The organism is Rhizobacter sp. P2_D12 (assembly GCF_056404395.1).
Genome location: NZ_JBFUEB010000079.1, coordinates 13,825 through 30,787, shown reverse-complemented (window position 1 = coordinate 30,787; position 16,963 = coordinate 13,825). Strand labels below are relative to the sequence as shown.

Genomic DNA, 16,963 nt, shown 5'->3' with positions numbered 1-16,963 from the left:
GTGCGGGCGCAGGCGCGGGAGCCGGTGCGGGGGCGGGTGCCGGGGTCGGCGCCGCCGGGACGAGCGTCCACTTCTCGGTCTCGCCGCCGTTGCAGCTCCACTGGCCGATGTGGCCGCCGTCGGCCTTGCTGAAGTTGCCGACGTCCATGCACTTGTTGCTGTGCTTGAAGCGGACGTTGATCAGGCCGCCGCCCAGGTTGTCGATCGAGAAGCGCTGGTTGTCGCCGCCGACGAACTGCCACTGGTGGATGTTGGCGCCGTCGGCTGTCGAGACGTCCTGCACGTCGACGACCTTGCCGCTGTTTGCATTGACCAGGCGGTAGTAGCCCTCGGTGTCGCGCACCAGGTCGAACAGCCGGCCGAGCGAGTTGTTGCAGCTGCTCTGGATGATGTCGGCGCCGCTGATGGTGGAATCGCCGGCGACGGCCAGGCACAGGCCGCTGAAGTTGGAGCGCACGGTGTAGCGCGCGGTCGGCGCAGGCGCGGGGGCCGGCGCAGGGGCCGGGGCGGGGGCCGGAGCGGGCGCGCCGGCCACCGGCACGAAGCTCCACTTCTCGGTCTCGCCGCCGTTGCATTCCCACTGGCCGATGTTGCCGCCGGGCGAGCGGCTGGAATTGCCGACGTCCATGCACTTGTTGCTGTGCTTGAAGCGCACGTAGTACTTGCCGCTGCCCAGGTCTTGCAGCGCGAACTTCTGGTTGTCGCCGTTGGCCCAGGTCCACTGGTGCACGTTGGCGCCGTTGGCGGTGGAGATCTCCGCCACGTCGACGACCTTGCCGCTGTTGACGTTCACCAGCCGGTAGAAGCCCTGCGCGTCACGCTGCAGGTCGAACTGGCGCACGGTCGAGTTGTCGCAGGTCCACTGCACGATGTTGGCGCCGTCGTTGGTGGCGCCGCCGTCCACCGCCAGGCACAGGTTGCTGAAGGATGAGCGCACCGTGTAGCGCCCGGCCGCGAGGTCGGCCGCATGGCCGAGTTGGGTGAAGCCGGCCCCGACGATCAGGGCCAGGCAGAGCTTGCTGCTTCGGAAAGGAAACATGGATGGTCCTCCTGTTGTACTTCGTGGTCGATGACTTCGAACGTGCCGAAGCCAAAGTCCGCGCGATCGTAGGAGGGGCGCCCGCCTTCAGGTGGAAGCGGTTTCATCCACTTGCAATGCTTGCCTCGGGTGGCATGAATTGGTATGCATCCATCGTGAAATGGTATCGATGGATGCACGGGAAGCGATGGAACCGGCTCCGCGGAGGAACCGGTTCCAGTCCAACGCGATCAGCGCTGGCGGTTGGTGCCCTGCTGCGACGGATCATTGCGATCCGGCTGGCGGCCGCCTTGCTGGCCGGCCTGGTTGCTGCGCTGGCTGCTCGGCGAGTTCTGCTGGTCCTGGCGGCGCGATGCCTGGTCCTGCTGGGCCTGGCTGCGATCCTGGTCGTCGCGGTTCTGCGGGGTGCGGCCTTGCTGGTTGCCTTGTTGCGGGTCGCGGTTCTGCGGGTTCATCTGGATCTCCTTCAGGTGCGAATCGGCAGGAGTGCCGACACCCGATGTCGGGCAATCGCCATACCCGCATCCGATGGATCAGCGCCCGGACCCGAGGCGCTGGAACCAGCGCGCCAGCCGGCCGGGCGCTTTCGGCGCCGCGCGCCGCGCATGGCCGCGCCTGTCTGTCGGATCGCCGTCGGATTCGACGTCCAGCAACTGCGCGCCGGCCATGCGCGCGATGAAGGCCAGGCACCGGTCGGTGGCCACGTTGCTGAGCCGGGCCAGTGTGTCGATGTTGAGGCACTCGGCCACCAGGAAGCTGGCCAGGCGGCGGCTGTCCTTGTCATCCGACAGCAAGCCGGCCGGCGGCCAGGCACGCAGCTTGAACCGGCAGCCGGCGGTGGCCATCACCGGCGGGCACTCGGACAGGCCGCGCAGGCTGCCGGGCCGCAGCGTGGCCGGGCCGATGCGCGCCTCGGCGTGCTCCAGCGCCACCATCAAGGCCTCGTACTGCAGCGGCGTGGCCAGCAGGGTCTGGTGCGGGCGCGCGGCGCGCCACGCGGTGGCCTTGGCGTCGAGCGACGCGTCGAGCAGGTGCAGCGTGACCAGCGGCGCATCGAGCATGCCGCGCACCGTGTCGAGTTCGAAGCCGTCGACCAGCACCACCTCGGCGTCGCCATCGGGCACCAGCTGCCACGCGTGCTTCAGGCGCTGCTGCCCGAGCGACAGGTAGCGCCGCACCTTGGTCTCGTCGCGCGCGGTGAGGCCTTGCAGCAGCAGCCGCATCGGCCATTGCATCAGCTCGGTTTCCGCATGATCGCCTTGCATCCGTGTTCCTGCCTTCCGTCGTTGCCTGCCAGCCGGTCACGCTAGCAAGCACTTCTGCAGGAACAATGCAGATCAGGCGCGCATCTGCTCTTTGGCGCTGCGGCGCAGGCCTTGCGGTGGCTGGCCGAATGCGCGCAGGAAGGCGCGGCGCATGCGTTCGGGGTCGCCGAAGCCGGTGTCGCGCGCGATCGCCAGCAGCGATTGCTGGCCGGTGTCGATCAGCGCCCGCGCGGCCTCGACGCGCAACTGCTCGATCGCGCGCGCCGGCGATTGCCCGGTTTCGGTCTTGAACGCGCGGCTGAACTGGCGCGGGCTCAGGTGGGCCACCTCGGCCAGTTCGTCGACCGACAGCTCGTTGCGCAGGTGGGCGCGGGCATAGGTGAGCGTCTTCTGGATGCGGTCGGAGCTGGGCTCGAGCTCGAGCAGCGCCGAGAACTGCGACTGCCCGCCGATGCGGCGGTGGTAGACGACGAGCTTCTTCGCGATCCAGCGCGCCATGTCGGCGTCGTGGTCCTCCTCGACCAGCGCGAGCACCAGGTCGATGCCGGCGGTCATGCCGGCCGACGTCCAGACCGGGCCGTCGCTGACGTAGATGCGATCGGGCTGCACCGTGATGCCGGGGTAGCGCTTCTGCAGCTCTTGCGCGAAGGCCCAGTGCGTGGTGGCGCGGCGGCCTTCGAGCAGGCCGGATTCGGCCAGGATGAAGGCGCCGCTGCAGATGCTGGCGACGCGGCGCGACAGCTTCAGGCTCTTGCCGAGGTAGCGCGTGAGCCCCTCGGTGGACGGCGCGACCTCGAGCGCACCGGTGACCAGCAGCGTGTCGAAGCGACCGGTGCCGAGCGCAACGGAATGGACGCTCGCGCCGGACGAGCTGCGCACGCAGCCGCCCTCTTCGGACACCAGCTCCACCGTGTACAGCGCGCGCTGCGCATAGGCATTGGCCAGCTCGAAGGCGGCGATGGGCGCCAGGTCGAGGATCTGGAAGCCGGGGAACACGACCACGCCGATGCGCTTGACCGGGGTGTTGCGGCGTGCGGCCGCTAATGTCTTTAAAGGAGGGTTATTGGACATATGGGACATCACGATACGGCGCAATCTTCGGGCTGTCAACCGCCGCGTGCCGCACTTTCGACTGGCACGGCGCCTCGTGAAGGAATCGACATGAGCTCTCCTGCAAACCCCCTCGGCACCGCGCTGGTCACCGGCGCGTCTTCCGGCATCGGCGCGGTCTATGCCGACCGCCTGGCCCGCCGCGGCCACGACCTGGTGCTGGTCGCCCGCAGCGGCGAACGGCTGCAGGCGCTGGCCACGCAACTGGCGGCGCAGACCGGCCGCCGCGTCGAGGTGCTGCCGGCCGACCTGACGAAGCCGCACGACCGGCAGCGCGTCGCGCAGCGGCTGGCCACCGATGCCGACATCGGCCTGCTGGTCAACAACGCCGGCTTCAACCTGGCGTCGTCGATCGTCGACTCGTCGCCGGAGCGGCTGGACGAGATGATCCAGCTGAACGTCGTCGCGCTGACGCACCTGGCGCGCGCGATCGCGCCGCGGCTGGCGAAGCAGGGCCGCGGCGCCATCATCAACATCTCGTCGATCGCCGCGCTGGCGCCGTCCCTGCTGAACGGCACCTACGGCGGCACCAAGGCCTACGTGCTGAACTTCACGCAGGCGCTGCACCAGGAGATCGGCGCCAAGGGCGTGAAGCTGCAGGCGGTGCTGCCCGGTGCGACGCGCACCGATTTCTGGAAGCTCGCGGGCATGCCGGTGGAGCACCTGCCGAGCGAGATCGTGATGTCGGCCGAAGACATGGTCGATGCATCGCTGGTCGCGTTCGACCAGGGCGAGCTGGTGACGATCCCGTCGCTGCCCGATGCGGCGGTGTGGCAGGCGTTCGAGACGGCACGTGGGGCGCTGGGCCCGTTCCTGTCGAGCCGCACGCCGGCCAAGCGCTATCAACGCGCCGGTGCTTGACGTGCTTGACGAAAGCGCTTGACGAGAAAGTTAAGAGTCTTTACAGTCCGCGTCCTCGACGAACTTCAAGTGTCCAAAAGGTCCATCGTGAAAGCACTGCTTCAGATTGCAGAACGTTTCCAGCCGCAGCACGCGGCGGCGATGGACCACCAGCATTCCACCGAGGGTTGGGTGCTTCCGGGCGAGGGCGGCGCATAGGCGCACGGCCTCCAGACTCGAATCTTTTTCGAGGCCCGGATCCCGCAAGGATCCGGGCCTTTTGTTTTGTTTACCAAGCCTTCGCGGAGCCGATGCTTCGCAGGTGGAAACCGGCCGCAACGATTGGGCGGCACCGGAACCCGTCACCGGAACCCTTCTTCATTTCACGCACCTCGTTCGTCCAGCGGCCAGGACACGACACTTTCAATGTCGAGAGGCGGGTTCGATTCCCGTACGAGGTACCAGGAGAACTCCGATGCACCAGCATGTCCTCCAGCTCGACATCCAGGGCACGCCGCAGCGTTGGATCACGCTCGAACAGGCGGCGCTGCATTACGCGACCAACACGGTGGCCTGGGTGGATGGCGACACGCCGCTGCGTACCTTGCGCGGTGGCTGCAACGCCGCCACCGGCCGCCAGTCGCTGATCGAGGTGCATCCGATCGTCGCCTTGCGCGGTGCGTCGCGCATCAACCTGTTCGACGTGACGCCGTCGTTCGGCAAGCTGAAGCTGTTCCGTCGCGACCGCTTCACCTGCGCATACTGCAGCCAGCGCTTCCACGAGCGTGACCTGCAATGCGAGCACATCGTGCCCGAGTCGCGCGGCGGCGCGTGGACGTGGATGAACCTCGTCACCGCGTGCGGCGCGTGCAATGGCCGCAAGGCCAACCGCACGCCCGACGAGGCCGCGATGCCGCTCACGTACCTGCCCTACGTGCCGAGCCGCTTCGAGAACTTCCTGCTGGAAGGCAGGAACATCCGCGCGGACGTGCACGAGTGGCTGGCGGCACGCTTGCCGAAGGGGTCGCGCCTGAGCTGATCGGTTAGGATTATCGATAATCTACGATCAGCCCAGGAGGCAATCCTCATGCAATACCGCGAACTCGGCCGCACCGGCTGGCAGGTGTCGACGATCAGCTTCGGCGCGTGGGCCATCGGCGGCACCTGGGGCCAGGTGAATGACGACGAATCGATGGCCGCGCTGCACCGCGCGCTCGACCTGGGCGTCAACTTCATCGACACCGCCGACGTCTACGGCGACGGCCACAGCGAGCGCCTGATCGCCCGGCTGCGCAAGGAGCGCAGCGAGCGCTTCTACGTGGCCACCAAGGCCGGCCGCCGCCTCAGCCCGCACGTGGCCGAGGGCTACAACCGCGAGAACCTCACCGCCTTCGTCGAGCGCAGCCTGCGCAACCTGGACACCGAGGCGCTCGACCTGCTGCAGCTGCACTGCCCGCCGACCTCGGTCTACTACATGCCCGAAGTGTTCGGCGTGCTCGACGACCTGGTGCGCGCCGGCAAGCTGCACCACTACGGCGTCAGCGTCGAGAAGGTCGAGGAGGCGCTGAAGGCCATCGACTTCCCCGGCGTGCAGTCGGTGCAGATCATCTACAACATCTTCCGCCAGCGGCCGGCCGAGCTGCTGTTCCGCGAGACGCTGGCGCGCCGCGTCGGCATCCTCGCGCGGCTGCCGTTGTCATCCGGCCTGCTGTCGGGCGGGCTCACGCGCAAGACGCAGTTCGCCGCCGACGACCACCGCAGCTTCAACCGCGAAGGCGCGGCCTTCGACAAGGGCGAGACCTTCTCCGGGCTAGCCTACGACAGCGGCCTCGAAGCCGTCGAGGCGCTGCGCCCGTTGGTGCCGGCCGGGCAGACGCTGGCGCAGTTCGCGCTGCGCTGGATCCTGATGCAGCAGGCCGTCACCTGCGCGATCCCGGGCGGGCGCCGGCCGGCGCAGGTCGACGAGAACATGCGTGCGGCCGACCTGCCGGCGCTGTCCATCGAGACGATGCGCGCCGTCGACGCGATCTACGCCAAGCACGCCAAGGCCCAGGTGCATCACCGCTGGTGATCGGCCGCGCTCCGCAGGTAATCCCGCTTCGCGAGCTGCAGATGCTCGACACACAGCTCCGCCAGCGCCGCGTTGTCGCGGCCCTTCAGCAGCCGGATCATCTGCAGGTGCTCGTCGGCCGCCGCCTCCGAGTGCCCGGCCTCTGCCGTGCGCTTGGCGCGCACCGGCAGGCTAAGCCACATGTAGTGGCGGATCGACGACACCAGGTAGGGGTTGCCGCAACCGGCGAACAGCGTCAGGTGGAACTCGTCGTTGATGCGGTGCACCGCCCCGAAATCCCGCGCGCGCAGGTGGCGCACGAACCGAACGTGCAGCGCCTCCAGCGCGTCGACCAGCGCCGCATCGGCCGGCAGCGGGATGCGCAGCGCCGCCTGCCGGTGCAGCAGCTCGCGCACCTCGTAGATCTGCTGCACCTCGGCCGGTGCCAGCGCGCGCACGCTGGCGCCCTTGTTCTTCTCGCGCACCACGATGCCGATGCGTTCCAGCTCGGCCAGTGCCTGCCGCACGCCGTGGCGCGTGGCGCCGAAGCGCGCCATCAACGGATCTTCGACCAGCCGGCTGCCGGGCGGCAGGCGGCCGAAGATGATGTCTTCGCCCAGCACCGTGGCAACGTCCGGCGCATCCGGCGTGGAGAGAGTTTCAATCTTCGGCATGAGCCGCAGATTCTGCCAACAGTTGACCCTGAGGAGAGCACTTCATGTCGAACATCGGATTCATAGGTGCCAGCGGCCTGATGGGCCATGGCATGGCCAAGAACCTGCAGCTCAAGGGCCATGCGCTGCACCTCACCGTGCACCGCAACCGCGATCGCGTGCGCGACCTGCTGGAGCGCGGCGCGATCGAGGTGGATTCGCCGGCCGAGCTGGCCGCGCGCTGCGACACCGTCTTCATCTGCGTCACCGGCACGCCGCAGGTGGAAGGGCTGTTCAACGGTGAGCAAGGCCTGCTGGCACGGCCGAAGCCGGGCCTCGCGATCATCGATTGCTCGACCAGCGAGCCCGCGTCCACCGCCGCGCTGCGCGAGCGCTGCGAGGCGCGGCAGGTGCTGCTGGTCGACGCGCCGCTCGCGCGATCGGCCGCCGATGCCGAGGCCGGCCGCCTGAACGTGATGGTCGGCGCGACGCCCGAGGCCTTTGCCCGCGTCGAGCCGGTGATCCGCTGCTTTGCCGAGAACGTGCTGCACGTGGGCGCGCCCGGGGCCGGCCACGTCGTCAAGCTGCTCTACAACTTCATGGCTCAGGCCATCTGCACGTCGACGGCCGAGGCCTTTGCGGTAGGCCAGCGCGCCGGCGTCGACCTGCAGCAGCTGGTGGCGATCACGACGGTGGGCGCCGTCAACTCGGGGCTGTTCCAGGCGATGGCCAAGACCTTGCACGGCGACCTGAAGGCGCTGCCCTTCGAGCTGGACAACGCGCGCAAGGACCTGCGCTACTACACCCACCTGGCAGAGAGCCTGACCGTGCCGGCCTGGCTGGGCGAGGCGGTGCACCAATCGCTGACGCTGGCCAGCGCGCTGGGCCACGGCGCGAAGTTCGTGCCCTCGCTGGTCGAGGCGCAGGAGCAGGTGACGGGCGAGGCGCTGGTGCCGCGCTGAATCAGGTTTCGTCGGCCAGCGCGCGCAGCACGTCGAGCAGCACGTTCGCGCCGTCGCGCAGTTGCGAAGGCAGCGTGAACTCGCGCGGGTTGTGGCTGATGCCGCCGCGGCTGGGCACGAAGATCATCGCGGACGGGGCGATGCGCGCCAGCATCTGCGCGTCGTGGCCGGCGCCCGAGGTGATGCGGCGCTGCGTCAGCCCGCGGGCGGTGGCGGCCTGCTCGATGCGCTTCACCAGCCGCTCGTCGAAGCGCACCGGCTCGAAGCGGGCCAGCGGCCGGGCCTCGATGCCCACGCCCTGCTCGGCGGCCAGTTGCTTCAGGAAGCCGGCAAGCTCGCGCTCGGCCCGCCGCAGCATCGTGTCGTCGGTGTGGCGCAGGTCGACCGTCAGCGTCGCCCGCGAGGCGATCACGTTGACCAGGTTCGGATGCAGCTTCAGCGAGCCGACGGTGGCCACCTGGCTGCCGCCGATGCGACGCGCCAGTTCGCGCACGAAGACGGTGATGGCCGCGGCGCAGTAGCCGGCGTCGCGCCGCAGGTGCATCGGCGTCGTGCCGGCGTGGTTGGATTGGCCGGTGATGGTGATCTCTTGCCACGAGATGCCTTGCAGGTCGGGCACCGCGCCGATGGCGATGCCTTCGGATTCGAGCACCGGCCCCTGCTCGATGTGCAGCTCGATGAAGGCATGCGGGCGCAACGTGCCGCAGGCCATCGGGCCGGCATAGCCGATGCGCTGCAACTCGTCGCCCAGGCGGGCGCCGTCGGTGCCGATCGCGTCGAGCGCCTGCTGCAAGGGCAGGCCGCCGGCATGCACCAGCGAGCCCATCATGTCGGGCATGAAGCGCACGCCTTCCTCGTTGGTGAAGGCGGCGACGACCAGCGGGCGGTGCGTCTGTATGCCGCGCTCGTTGAGCCAACGCACCACCTCCAGCCCCGCCATCACGCCGTAGATGCCGTCGTAGCGGCCGCCGGTGGCGACGGTGTCGATGTGCGAGCCGGTCATCACCGGCGTCGTGTAGGCCCGGCCGGCGCGGATGCCGAAGATGTTGCCGATGGCGTCGATGCGGACGTCCAGGCCCAGCTCGGTCATCCACTGCACCAGCTGGTCGCGGCCCTGGCGGTCGGCATCGGTCAGCGCGATGCGGCACACGCCGCCGCCGTCGATGGCGCCGATGCGGCCGTGCTGCTCGATGCGGCCGAGCAGCGCGGCTTCGGCTATGCCTTCACGCGCCATCCACGCGGCCTGGTCCGCCAGCACCGCCGCGGCCGGCCTGCCGGTGATCGCCGCGTAGACGCCCGGGGCCGTCGCGCCTTCGGTGTTGAGCAGCAGCACGCGCGACGTGGCATCGAGCCCGAGCTGCGCTGCCAGCGCGCGGTCGGACATCGCGGCCATCAGCCCGGCCAGCCCCGCCGCGCCGGATTCTCCGGCCAGCACCGGCACGTCGCCCGCCGCGCCTTCGGCCAGCGTGCGCATCGCCTGCTCGGCCGCGGCATCGCTGACCGTCATGAAGGCATCGACGGCAGGCTGCAGGAAGCGCCACGCGAGCGGCGAGGTCTCGCCACAGGCCAGTCCGGCCATCACCGAATCGACCGTGCCGCCCGCGCGGTCGGCACGCCCGCTGCGCGCACTTTGCAGCAGGCAATCGGCCTGCTCCGGCTCGACGACGATGAAGCGCGGACGCTGCGCGCCGAAGCGTTCCCAGAAATGGCTGACGACGCCGGCCGCCAGCCCACCGACACCGCCTTGCAGGAAGACGTGGGTGAAAGGCGGCGCGTTGGTTTCGAGCACCTCGTCGGCGATCACGCCRTAGCCTTGCATCACGTCGCGCGGGATGTCTTCGTAGCCTTCGTACGAGGTGTCGGAGACGACCGTCCAGTCGTTCGCTTCGGCCAGGCGGGCGGCCTCTTGCACCGACTCGTCGTAGTTGCCGGTGATGCGGATGATCTCGGCCCCGAAGGCGGCGATCGGCGCCTCGCGCTCGGCGCTGACGTGGGCGTGCAGCACGATCACGCAGCGGCAGCCCAGGCTTTGCGCCGCGGCGGCGAGCGCGCGGCCGTGGTTGCCATCGGTGGCACTGATCACGACGAAGTCGCGCAGCGCCTCGGCATGGTGGCCGGCCAGCAGGTCGGGCGCCGTCCAGCCGTTGTCGGCGGCCAGCCGCAGCACCAGCCGCACCAGCGCGATCGGTGCGCCCAGTGCCTTGAAGCTGCCGAGCGGCGAGCGCAGCGATTCGTCCTTGATGCCGATGTGGGCCAGGCCCAGGTGCTGCGCCAGCCGCGGCAGCGGCCACAGCGGCGTGCTGCCCGGGTGCAGCTGGCTCCAGGCGGCCAGCCAGCGCCGGCTTTCGCGGCCGGCGTCGATGTTGAGGATGGCCTTCAGCGCGCTGTCGTACGGGCGGCGCGCGGCATTCGGGTTGAGGAACAGCATCTCAGCGATCTTCCAGCGGCAGGCGGATGCGCGCGATCTGCGCAAAGTAGCGCGCGCCGATCGGCAGCAGCGCGTCGTTGAAGTCGTAGCGTGCGTTGTGCAGCGGCACCGCGCCGGGGCTGTCGCCATCGCCGTTGCCGATGAAGACGAAGGCGCCAGGCACGGCGCGCAGGAAGGCGCCGAAGTCTTCGGAGATCATCATCGGCGCCACCTGGTCGTCGACGCGGTCGGCACCCACCACCTCGGTGGCGGCGGCCACGGCCACCGGCACGCAGGCGGGCCAGTTCACCGTCGGCGCGAACTCGTGCGTGTAGTCGACCTCGCAGCGGGCGCCATGCGCGGCGCAGATGCCGTGACAGATCTCGCGCATGCGGCGCTCGAGCAGCGCCTGCACCTCGGGCGCGTAGCTGCGGGTGTCGCCCTTGATCGTGACGTGGGTGGGCAGCGCGTTGCGGATGCCGTCGGTGATGAACTCGGTGCACGAGATGACGGCGGATTGCCCGGGGTCGACCGAGCGTGCCACCACCGTCTGCAGGGCCAGCACGATCTCGGCGCCGATCACCAGCGGGTCGATCGCCATCTGCGGCCGGGCCGCGTGGCCGCCGCGGCCGGTGATGCGGATCACGAAGTTGTCTTCGCTGGCCATCAGGCCGCCGACGCGGGTGGCGATGTGGCCGGTGGGCATGCCGGGGATGTTGTGGGCGCCGTAGATCTCGTCGACCGGGAAGCGGGTGAACAGGCCGTCGGCCATCATCGCGGCGGCACCGCGGCCGTGTTCTTCGGCGGGCTGGAAGATGAAGCGCACCGTGCCGCTGAAATCCCGTTGCTGGGCCAGCAGCTGGGCCGCACCGAGCAGCATCGCCATGTGCCCGTCGTGGCCGCAGGCGTGCATGCAGCCGGGGTGCAGCGAGGCGTGAGGGCGGCCTTCGGCGGCTTCGGTGAGGGCCAGTGCGTCCATGTCTGCGCGCAGGCCGATGATGCCGGGGCCGGTGCCGACGGACAGGTTGCCGACGACGCCGGTGCCGCCGATGCCGCGGTGCACGTCCAGCCCCAGCAGCTCGAGCACGCGGGCCACGTGGTCGGCGGTGCGCTTCTCGTTGAAGCCGGTCTCGGGGTGGCGGTGCAGGTGGTGGCGCCAGCTTTGCAGCTGGGCTTCGAACTCGGTGGCGGACATGGCGCGGCTCCGTCGGGAGGATGCTGCATTGTTGGCGGGGAGGGGTGGGTGGATTCACCGCCGGGGCGACGAGGATGATGGTTTTGTCCCGCGTGGGGCCGTCAGAATGAGGGATTCGCTCAATCCGACGAGGCATGCATGCCGCTGGACCTGCTGGACACCCAGATCCTGAACCTGTTGCAGCAGGATGCTTCGCTGCCGATCCGCGTGCTGGCGGACAAGGTGAACAGCTCGCCGGCCACCTGCCAGCGCCGCATTGCGCAGCTGAAGGCCTCGGGCGTGCTGATGAAGCAGGTGGCCATCGTCGACCGGCTGCGCGTGGGCCGGCCGCTGACGGTGTTTGTCTCGGTGGAGCTGGACAAGCAGAACGATGCGCTGCTGCGCAACTTCGAGAAGAAGATGGCGGCGCAGGACGACGTGATGGCGTGCTACGAGGTGTCGGGGGAGTTCGACTTCCTGCTGATCGTCAACTCGGCGTCGATGGAGCGGTATCACGCGTTCACGCGCGAGGTGTTCTCGTCGAACAACAACGTGCGCAACTTCAAGAGCACCTTCGCGATGAACTGCTCGAAGTTCGAGACGCGGGTGCCGCTGGGGGAGGGCGGGGCATGAGCGGGATGCAGCCGGTCGAGCAGCTGTATTACGGGCGGCACCGGCTGACGTTTCGCATCGGCACCTACCTGGCGCTGATCCGCATGATGGGCATCGCGCACCTGGTGACGGCGCTGTACGGGCATGCGCAGTTGGTGTCGCAGACGCAGGCGCGGCTGGCACGGACTCGGCAGACCTTGCGGGATCTGATTTGCAACGGGTTCGACAGCGAGGTGGGGCAGGCTGCGATGCAGCGGCTGCGGGATGTGCACCGGAACGTGCCGGCGAGTGCGGAGGACTATCGGTACGTGCTGGCGACGTTCTTTCTGGAGCCGCTGCGGTGGAACAGGGCGCATGCGCGGGTGCGGCTGGATGAGCGGGAAGAAACGCTGTTGCTGGGGTTCTGGCAGCGGGTGGGGGTGGAGATGGGGATTGCGGAGTTGCCGGGGACGCTGGTGGCGTGGCGGGAGATGCAGCGGGCTTATGAGGAACGCTGCCTGGCGCACACGCCGGAAGGGGAGCGGCTGGCGCGCATGTGCTTGCGGGATGTGGTGAAGCTGACGGTGCCCGTTGGGACGCGGTGGGCGTTTCGGCAGTGGATGTTGGTGACGATGGAGCCGGTGGTTCGCGAGACGCTGGGGTTGGGCGACGCGGGTGGTTGGGTGCGCGGGCCGGTGAGGGTCGTGACGAGGATGATGGCGGGGGCAGTCTCGCGCGGAACCCGCTGACGCACCCGTTCGCCCTGAGCAGGGACCGAGCCTGTCGAGGGCCCGTGTCGAAGGGTTGCAGCCGCAGCGTGCAGATAGCTCCCGCCGAACCCGACAAGGAGAGAAATGAGATGACGCCATTCGAACTCAACGTCTTGGCCTATGAGCAGCGCCTTCCCGAACTGCTTGCGACCGCCGAAGGCAAGTTCGTCCTGCTTCGTCAAGCACAGATCGTCGACGTGCTCGACACGGAGGACGCCGCCATGGCGGCCGGCTACGCGCGGTTTGGGATAGGCGAATTCGTCATCAAGGAAGTGCTGCGGAGTGATCTGGATCTCCTTCAGCGCAAATAGCCGAGATGCGATCTTCGCTCGGTCAGGCTGGTGGCCCGGATGAGTGCAGGAGCGGTCGCGAAGTGCGCCATCCGTTCAGTGCTCCTTGCTCTTGCGGTCCGCGATGAAACGCAGGTGGGGATGCATCCACGCAGGCGCCAGCGGCAGATCCTTCGGCAACTGATTGCGGTCAGCGGGCGAGAGAGTCCGCTGCAGATGTGAAGTGGGCGAGATGCGGGGCAGCGGTGAGGTCGACCGATCGCGTCCAGTTGGACCGATGTCTCGAATTAGACTCTGTCGCTGCAAAGCAGTGCTCGTAAGCCGTACAACGGTCGTACGAGTGTCAATCCTGTGTCCTGCGCCAATGGGCGAGGCCATGCTGGGAGGCGACATTGGCCAACTATTGGTGGGTAAACCACAAGCAGACAGTGCGTGCGGAATGGGAGGGCGGCTATCTGTGGTCTCCGCGGACGCAATCGAACGGTGCCCGGAGTCAGTTCTACGAGAACATGCAACTCGTCAGGCCAGGAGATCCGGTCGTTTCCTATGCAAACGCCAGCGTTGGTGCGATTGGGATCGCGACGGACGTCGTGGTGGCTTCGCCAAAACCCGAAGCTTTTGGCTCGCGTGGCGCGCAATGGGCTACTGAGGGTTGGCTGGTGCCCGTGTCTTGGCATCGGTTGACTCAACCATTCCGACCGAAAGATTTCTTAAGCGAGATCGCACCGCTTCTTCCGGAAAGGTACTCACCACTGCAAGCCCTGTCAGGTGATGGCAACCAGGCTGCGTACCTGAGTGAGATATCACCAGCGTTGTTCAGCATGGTGTTGAGCAAAGCTCAGATCCCGAGTATCGAGGCCCTCCGCGCGAACGTCGAGGTTCGATCGGCTGCCAGCTTCATTGCCCAGCTTGAGTCGAGAATTGAAGCCGAGATCGTGTTGTCGTTGGATCTGTCATCTACTGAGAAAGAGCAAGTTATTCTTGCCAGGCGAGGACAGGGGCGGTTTCGTCAAAATGTCTCGGCCTATGAGACGGCTTGTCGGTGCACAGGGGTGATGGAGCGAGGCCTTCTAATTGCCAGTCACATCAAGCCATGGCGAGCTTGTAGCAATGCGTCGGAGCGACTGGACGGCAGCAATGGCCTGCTGCTGACGCCTTCGGCCGATTTTCTTTTTGACCGCGGCTTCATTTCATTCAGCGACAGCGGGGAAGTTCTTCTTTCCAAGAAAATCGCGGACGCTGATCTGCAGCTTCTCGGCATACGCCGCAGAAACGTGGGATCGTTTCTGGCGACACAGAAGATGTACCTGGCCTTCCACCGCGACAACATTTATCTCGGATAAGCGAATCCTGGCGCGTCGTCTGCTGAACGATCACCTTGACGCGCCGATTCTTCGCACGCCGTCCCCGCTCCCATTGCTCGCCAGCGGTGCAAAGCCAGCCACCCCCTTCGCCTCCACCGCCCCTGGTTATCCGTGTGCTCCACGATGCCCAGCGCCCTCAGCCCTCAGCACCCACCCGCCGAATCCACCGCGCCATGTGGCTCTGATGCGCAAACCCTGCCGCCAGCGCCACCTGGCTGGCAGGCAGCGCCCCTTGTGCCAGCAGCACCCGCGCCCGCGCCACCCGCCGCCGCACCACGTACTGGTGCACCGACTGTCCGGTGCAGCGCCTGAACTCCCGCTGCAATTGCGCGCGGCTCATGCCCGCCACGCGAGCCAGCCGATCCAGCGTGAGCACGCCATCGAGGTGTGCGTCGATGACATCGAGCACGCCTTGCAGTCGCGGATCAACAACCCCCGGCATGGCCGCCCGCGCGCTGCCGTGCCGCGTCAACAACCGCGCCGCCAGCGCGACACCCAGCCCCTGCAGGTACAGCGCCCCGCTGGGCACGCCATCGCGCAGTTCGTCGTCGACGGCCAGCGCCAGCTGCGTCAACGGCAAATCCCGCAGCATGTGCCGGGTGGTCAAGCGGCCATCGCCGCGCCCTGCAGCCTCTGCCACCTGCTGCAGCCACTCGCCCGACACGCCCACCTCCAGCACCTCGTATCCCTGCTCCGCATGGAACCCACCGGGCGCATGCGCCGGCACCACGTCGATGTCGCCCCGCCGGCGAATGAACCGCAGCCCCGAGTCGACACACACCGTCGCGGTCGAATCGCTCAGATGAACGCGGAGCCGATGCTGCTCTGCCGGCGCCAGCGGGGCCCGGCCCGCGGCGACGCGCTGCCGCGCCGCATGCCAGCCGCCGGGCGGTGGTGAAGGGAGGTGAAGCATGCGGGCCACTGTAGCCACAAGCCCATGACCCGATGCGCCGAACGTGTTCACCCGATGCGCCAGACGTGCGCGACGCCACCGGTCCCGCCCGATACAACCTCGGCATGACCACAAACACCACCACCCACCTCATCATCGGCGCCGGCCCCACCGGCCTGTCCGTGGCCCGTCTTCTCGCAGACGAAGGCCATCGCGTCACGCTGGTGTCGCGCCGCGCAGTCGCCCCGCCGCATCCCGCCATCACCCACGTGTCGGCGGATGCTTCCGATCCCGCACAGCTCATCCCCCTGGCCGCCGGTGCCACCACCGTTTTCAACTGCGCGATGCCGCGCTACGACCGCTGGCCCGAAGAGTTCCCACCCATCGGCCGCGCCGTTCTCCAGGCCGTGAAGCAAAGTGGCGCACGCCTCGTCACGCTCAGCAATGTCTACGGCTACGGCCTCGTCGACGGCCCAATGCGCGAGACCCTCCCCTTGGCCCCCACCACCGTCAAGGGCCGCGTGCGCACGCAGATGTGGCTCGATGCCCTCGCCAGCGGCGCCCGCGTGACGGAGGTCCGCGCCAGCGATTACCTCGGCCCCGGCGCCGCGTCGATCTTCACGCTGATGACATTGCCCAGCCTGCTGCGCGGCGAAGAAGCCCTGTACCCCGGCGATCTCGACCTGCCGCACAGCTGGACCTTCACCGGCGACGTCGCGAAAACCCTGGTGGCCGCTTCCCGCAGCGATGCCTCCTGGGGCCGCGCCTGGCACGTGCCGTCGACCGACGTCTCCACCCGCGACCTGGCCGCCCGCATCGCCACCCTGGCCGGCCAACCCTCGCACCGCCTCACCCGCCTGCCCCTCGCCGGCCTGCAAGCCCTCGCGCAGGCCGACACCCTGCTGCGCGAAGTCATCGAGATGACTTATTTGTTCGACCGCCCGTGGCGCCTCGACTGGGCTGAAACCCAGCGCGCCCTCGGCGTCCACCCGACCCCGTTCGATGAGGTCTTGGCCGAGACCCTGCGTCACTCCAACGCGTAATCCCAATCCACGCGGGTCACCTTGCCGCCGGCCACGGTGAACACCAGCCGGTCGTGCACGCCCCGCCAGTGGTAAGCCCAGAGGCTGCAATTGCCGCCGGATTCGCACCGCCTGCGCGAATCCGGCTGCCCCATTCGTTCGACCAGCCGCTCCATGGCGATCCCGGGTGTTGAGAACTCAACAGCCAGGCATTGCATCAGCTGGTGCTTGCGGCCATTCCAGCGGTCCACGTCCGCCGTCCACGCCCCGCCATCGAAGTGACCGCGCGTCGTGCGCAATGTCAGATAGTCCCGAGACCATTGCGCCGCATCTCCTTCGCACGCACGCGAATTACCGCAACTGAACGCAATTGCCAATACCCAATAAATGACCTTGTTCATCTCGTTACCCCCTCGCCGAAAGGGGAGAAGTCCCCCAGAATGATTCGGCGCTCGGATGGGTGATCCCCGGCCGAAGCGCGCGCCGATCCAGCCCACGCAGCTGGGCTGGTACTGTCATCCAAAGGGAGCTATT

Annotated in this window: 18 protein-coding genes, 1 tRNA gene and 1 pseudogene; 10 read left to right on the top strand and 10 right to left on the bottom strand. The window is 68.1% G+C overall.

Going from position 1 to position 16,963, the window contains the following annotated elements; translation table 11 throughout:
- The 4 genes from AC1DYN_RS23225 to AC1DYN_RS23210 form a co-directional block, all read right to left on the bottom strand.
- Positions 1-1,039: RICIN domain-containing protein (locus tag AC1DYN_RS23225; RefSeq protein WP_477963482.1), on the bottom strand; the 1,039-nt coding region annotated here is incomplete at its 3' end.
- A gap of 230 nt (positions 1,040-1,269) precedes the next feature.
- Positions 1,270-1,494 carry a hypothetical protein gene (locus AC1DYN_RS23220; RefSeq protein ID WP_477963481.1) on the bottom strand — a complete coding sequence of 75 codons (225 nt, stop codon included), beginning with the start codon at positions 1,492-1,494 and terminating at the stop codon, positions 1,270-1,272.
- A gap of 78 nt (positions 1,495-1,572) precedes the next feature.
- Entirely contained in the window at positions 1,573-2,304 is a 732-nt protein-coding gene (locus AC1DYN_RS23215) for a hypothetical protein (protein WP_477963480.1), read from the bottom strand.
- Positions 2,305-2,376: 72 nt separating this feature from the next.
- A complete protein-coding gene (locus AC1DYN_RS23210; RefSeq protein ID WP_477963479.1) occupies positions 2,377-3,375 on the bottom strand; it encodes a GlxA family transcriptional regulator in 999 nt (332 codons plus the stop codon).
- 90 nt (positions 3,376-3,465) lie between these two features.
- Between AC1DYN_RS23210 and AC1DYN_RS23205 the strand changes: the two genes are divergently transcribed.
- From AC1DYN_RS23205 to AC1DYN_RS23190, 4 genes are all read left to right on the top strand, one after another.
- Positions 3,466-4,275 carry an SDR family NAD(P)-dependent oxidoreductase gene (locus AC1DYN_RS23205; protein WP_477963478.1) on the top strand — a complete coding sequence of 270 codons (810 nt, stop codon included), beginning with the start codon at positions 3,466-3,468 and terminating at the stop codon, positions 4,273-4,275.
- 368 nt (positions 4,276-4,643) lie between these two features.
- Positions 4,644-4,718, top strand: a tRNA-Glu gene (locus tag AC1DYN_RS23200).
- A gap of 11 nt (positions 4,719-4,729) precedes the next feature.
- Positions 4,730-5,293: an HNH endonuclease gene (locus tag AC1DYN_RS23195; protein ID WP_477963477.1), complete on the top strand. Its 564-nt coding sequence runs from the start codon at positions 4,730-4,732 to the stop codon at positions 5,291-5,293.
- Positions 5,294-5,341: 48 nt separating this feature from the next.
- Entirely contained in the window at positions 5,342-6,325 is a 984-nt protein-coding gene (locus AC1DYN_RS23190) for an aldo/keto reductase (RefSeq protein WP_477963476.1), read from the top strand.
- Here AC1DYN_RS23190 and AC1DYN_RS23185 read toward each other — a convergent pair.
- Positions 6,313-6,978, bottom strand: coding sequence for a GntR family transcriptional regulator (locus AC1DYN_RS23185; RefSeq protein ID WP_477963475.1), 666 nt, complete (start codon positions 6,976-6,978; stop codon positions 6,313-6,315). The two genes, AC1DYN_RS23190 and AC1DYN_RS23185, sit on opposite strands and share 13 nt — an antisense overlap.
- Positions 6,979-7,022: 44 nt before the next feature.
- Between AC1DYN_RS23185 and AC1DYN_RS23180 the strand changes: the two genes are divergently transcribed.
- A complete protein-coding gene (locus AC1DYN_RS23180; RefSeq protein WP_477963474.1) occupies positions 7,023-7,919 on the top strand; it encodes an NAD(P)-dependent oxidoreductase in 897 nt (298 codons plus the stop codon).
- A 1-nt stretch (position 7,920) separates the two neighbouring features.
- Here AC1DYN_RS23180 and AC1DYN_RS23175 read toward each other — a convergent pair whose 3' ends face one another.
- The 3 genes and pseudogenes from AC1DYN_RS23175 to AC1DYN_RS23165 form a co-directional block, all read right to left on the bottom strand.
- The gene (locus AC1DYN_RS23175; protein ID WP_477963483.1) at positions 7,921-9,153 is read right to left on the bottom strand and encodes a Zn-dependent hydrolase; all 1,233 of its coding nucleotides are present in this window, start codon (positions 9,151-9,153) and stop codon (positions 7,921-7,923) included.
- A 3-nt stretch (positions 9,154-9,156) separates the two neighbouring features.
- Positions 9,157-10,347, bottom strand: a pseudogene (locus tag AC1DYN_RS23170) (diaminopropionate ammonia-lyase); the annotation flags it as partial.
- 1 nt (position 10,348) lies between these two features.
- Entirely contained in the window at positions 10,349-11,521 is a 1,173-nt protein-coding gene (locus AC1DYN_RS23165; RefSeq protein ID WP_477963473.1) for a M20 aminoacylase family protein, read from the bottom strand.
- Positions 11,522-11,659: 138 nt separating this feature from the next.
- On the opposite strand from AC1DYN_RS23165, the gene AC1DYN_RS23160 reads away from it, so the two are divergent.
- The 4 genes from AC1DYN_RS23160 (at position 11,660) to AC1DYN_RS23145 (ending at position 14,494) form a co-directional block, all read left to right on the top strand.
- On the top strand, positions 11,660-12,133 hold the full coding sequence (locus tag AC1DYN_RS23160) for an Lrp/AsnC family transcriptional regulator (RefSeq protein ID WP_477963472.1): 474 nt from the start codon (positions 11,660-11,662) through the stop codon (positions 12,131-12,133).
- Complete coding sequence (locus tag AC1DYN_RS23155; RefSeq protein WP_477963471.1) at positions 12,130-12,840, top strand: oxygenase MpaB family protein; 711 nt, start codon at positions 12,130-12,132, stop codon at positions 12,838-12,840. Before AC1DYN_RS23160 ends, AC1DYN_RS23155 begins: the two co-directional genes overlap by 4 nt.
- A 110-nt stretch (positions 12,841-12,950) precedes the next feature.
- Positions 12,951-13,172, top strand: a complete 222-nt coding sequence (locus AC1DYN_RS23150; protein WP_477963470.1) for a hypothetical protein — start codon at positions 12,951-12,953, stop codon at positions 13,170-13,172.
- 488 nt (positions 13,173-13,660) lie between these two features.
- A complete protein-coding gene (locus AC1DYN_RS23145) occupies positions 13,661-14,494 on the top strand; it encodes an HNH endonuclease (RefSeq protein ID WP_477963469.1) in 834 nt (277 codons plus the stop codon).
- Positions 14,495-14,651: 157 nt separating this feature from the next.
- Here the strand turns inward: AC1DYN_RS23145 and AC1DYN_RS23140 are convergent, their stop codons facing one another.
- On the bottom strand, positions 14,652-15,428 hold the full coding sequence (locus AC1DYN_RS23140) for a helix-turn-helix domain-containing protein (protein ID WP_477963468.1): 777 nt from the start codon (positions 15,426-15,428) through the stop codon (positions 14,652-14,654).
- A 65-nt stretch (positions 15,429-15,493) separates the two neighbouring features.
- On the opposite strand from AC1DYN_RS23140, the gene AC1DYN_RS23135 reads away from it, so the two are divergent.
- Complete coding sequence (locus tag AC1DYN_RS23135; protein ID WP_477963467.1) at positions 15,494-16,450, top strand: NAD-dependent epimerase/dehydratase family protein; 957 nt, start codon at positions 15,494-15,496, stop codon at positions 16,448-16,450.
- On the opposite strand, the gene AC1DYN_RS23130 is transcribed toward AC1DYN_RS23135, so the two are convergent.
- The gene (locus AC1DYN_RS23130; protein ID WP_477963466.1) at positions 16,435-16,830 is read right to left on the bottom strand and encodes a hypothetical protein; all 396 of its coding nucleotides are present in this window, start codon (positions 16,828-16,830) and stop codon (positions 16,435-16,437) included. The two genes, AC1DYN_RS23135 and AC1DYN_RS23130, sit on opposite strands and share 16 nt — an antisense overlap.
- Between the last annotated feature and the right edge of the window lie 133 nt (positions 16,831-16,963).

Excerpts from the sequence above, each read along its gene's own strand:
- AC1DYN_RS23130 (WP_477963466.1), bottom strand. The coding sequence starts at position 16,830 with ATGAACAAGGTCATTTATTGGGTATTGGCAATTGCGTTCAGTTGCGGT.
- AC1DYN_RS23150 (WP_477963470.1), top strand. The coding sequence starts at position 12,951 with ATGACGCCATTCGAACTCAACGTCTTGGCCTATGAGCAGCGCCTTCCC.
- AC1DYN_RS23220 (WP_477963481.1), bottom strand. The coding sequence starts at position 1,494 with ATGAACCCGCAGAACCGCGACCCGCAACAAGGCAACCAGCAAGGCCGC.
- AC1DYN_RS23175 (WP_477963483.1), bottom strand. The coding sequence starts at position 9,153 with ATGGCGCGTGAAGGCATAGCCGAAGCCGCGCTGCTCGGCCGCATCGAG.
- AC1DYN_RS23215 (WP_477963480.1), bottom strand. The coding sequence starts at position 2,304 with ATGCAAGGCGATCATGCGGAAACCGAGCTGATGCAATGGCCGATGCGG.
- AC1DYN_RS23180 (WP_477963474.1), top strand. The coding sequence starts at position 7,023 with ATGTCGAACATCGGATTCATAGGTGCCAGCGGCCTGATGGGCCATGGC.
- AC1DYN_RS23195 (WP_477963477.1), top strand. The coding sequence starts at position 4,730 with ATGCACCAGCATGTCCTCCAGCTCGACATCCAGGGCACGCCGCAGCGT.
- AC1DYN_RS23210 (WP_477963479.1), bottom strand. The coding sequence starts at position 3,375 with ATGTCCAATAACCCTCCTTTAAAGACATTAGCGGCCGCACGCCGCAAC.
- AC1DYN_RS23165 (WP_477963473.1), bottom strand. The coding sequence starts at position 11,521 with ATGTCCGCCACCGAGTTCGAAGCCCAGCTGCAAAGCTGGCGCCACCAC.
- AC1DYN_RS23160 (WP_477963472.1), top strand. The coding sequence starts at position 11,660 with ATGCCGCTGGACCTGCTGGACACCCAGATCCTGAACCTGTTGCAGCAG.
- AC1DYN_RS23155 (WP_477963471.1), top strand. The coding sequence starts at position 12,130 with ATGAGCGGGATGCAGCCGGTCGAGCAGCTGTATTACGGGCGGCACCGG.
- AC1DYN_RS23185 (WP_477963475.1), bottom strand. The coding sequence starts at position 6,978 with ATGCCGAAGATTGAAACTCTCTCCACGCCGGATGCGCCGGACGTTGCC.
- AC1DYN_RS23205 (WP_477963478.1), top strand. The coding sequence starts at position 3,466 with ATGAGCTCTCCTGCAAACCCCCTCGGCACCGCGCTGGTCACCGGCGCG.
- AC1DYN_RS23145 (WP_477963469.1), top strand. The coding sequence starts at position 13,661 with ATGCAACTCGTCAGGCCAGGAGATCCGGTCGTTTCCTATGCAAACGCC.
- AC1DYN_RS23190 (WP_477963476.1), top strand. The coding sequence starts at position 5,342 with ATGCAATACCGCGAACTCGGCCGCACCGGCTGGCAGGTGTCGACGATC.
- AC1DYN_RS23140 (WP_477963468.1), bottom strand. The coding sequence starts at position 15,428 with ATGCTTCACCTCCCTTCACCACCGCCCGGCGGCTGGCATGCGGCGCGG.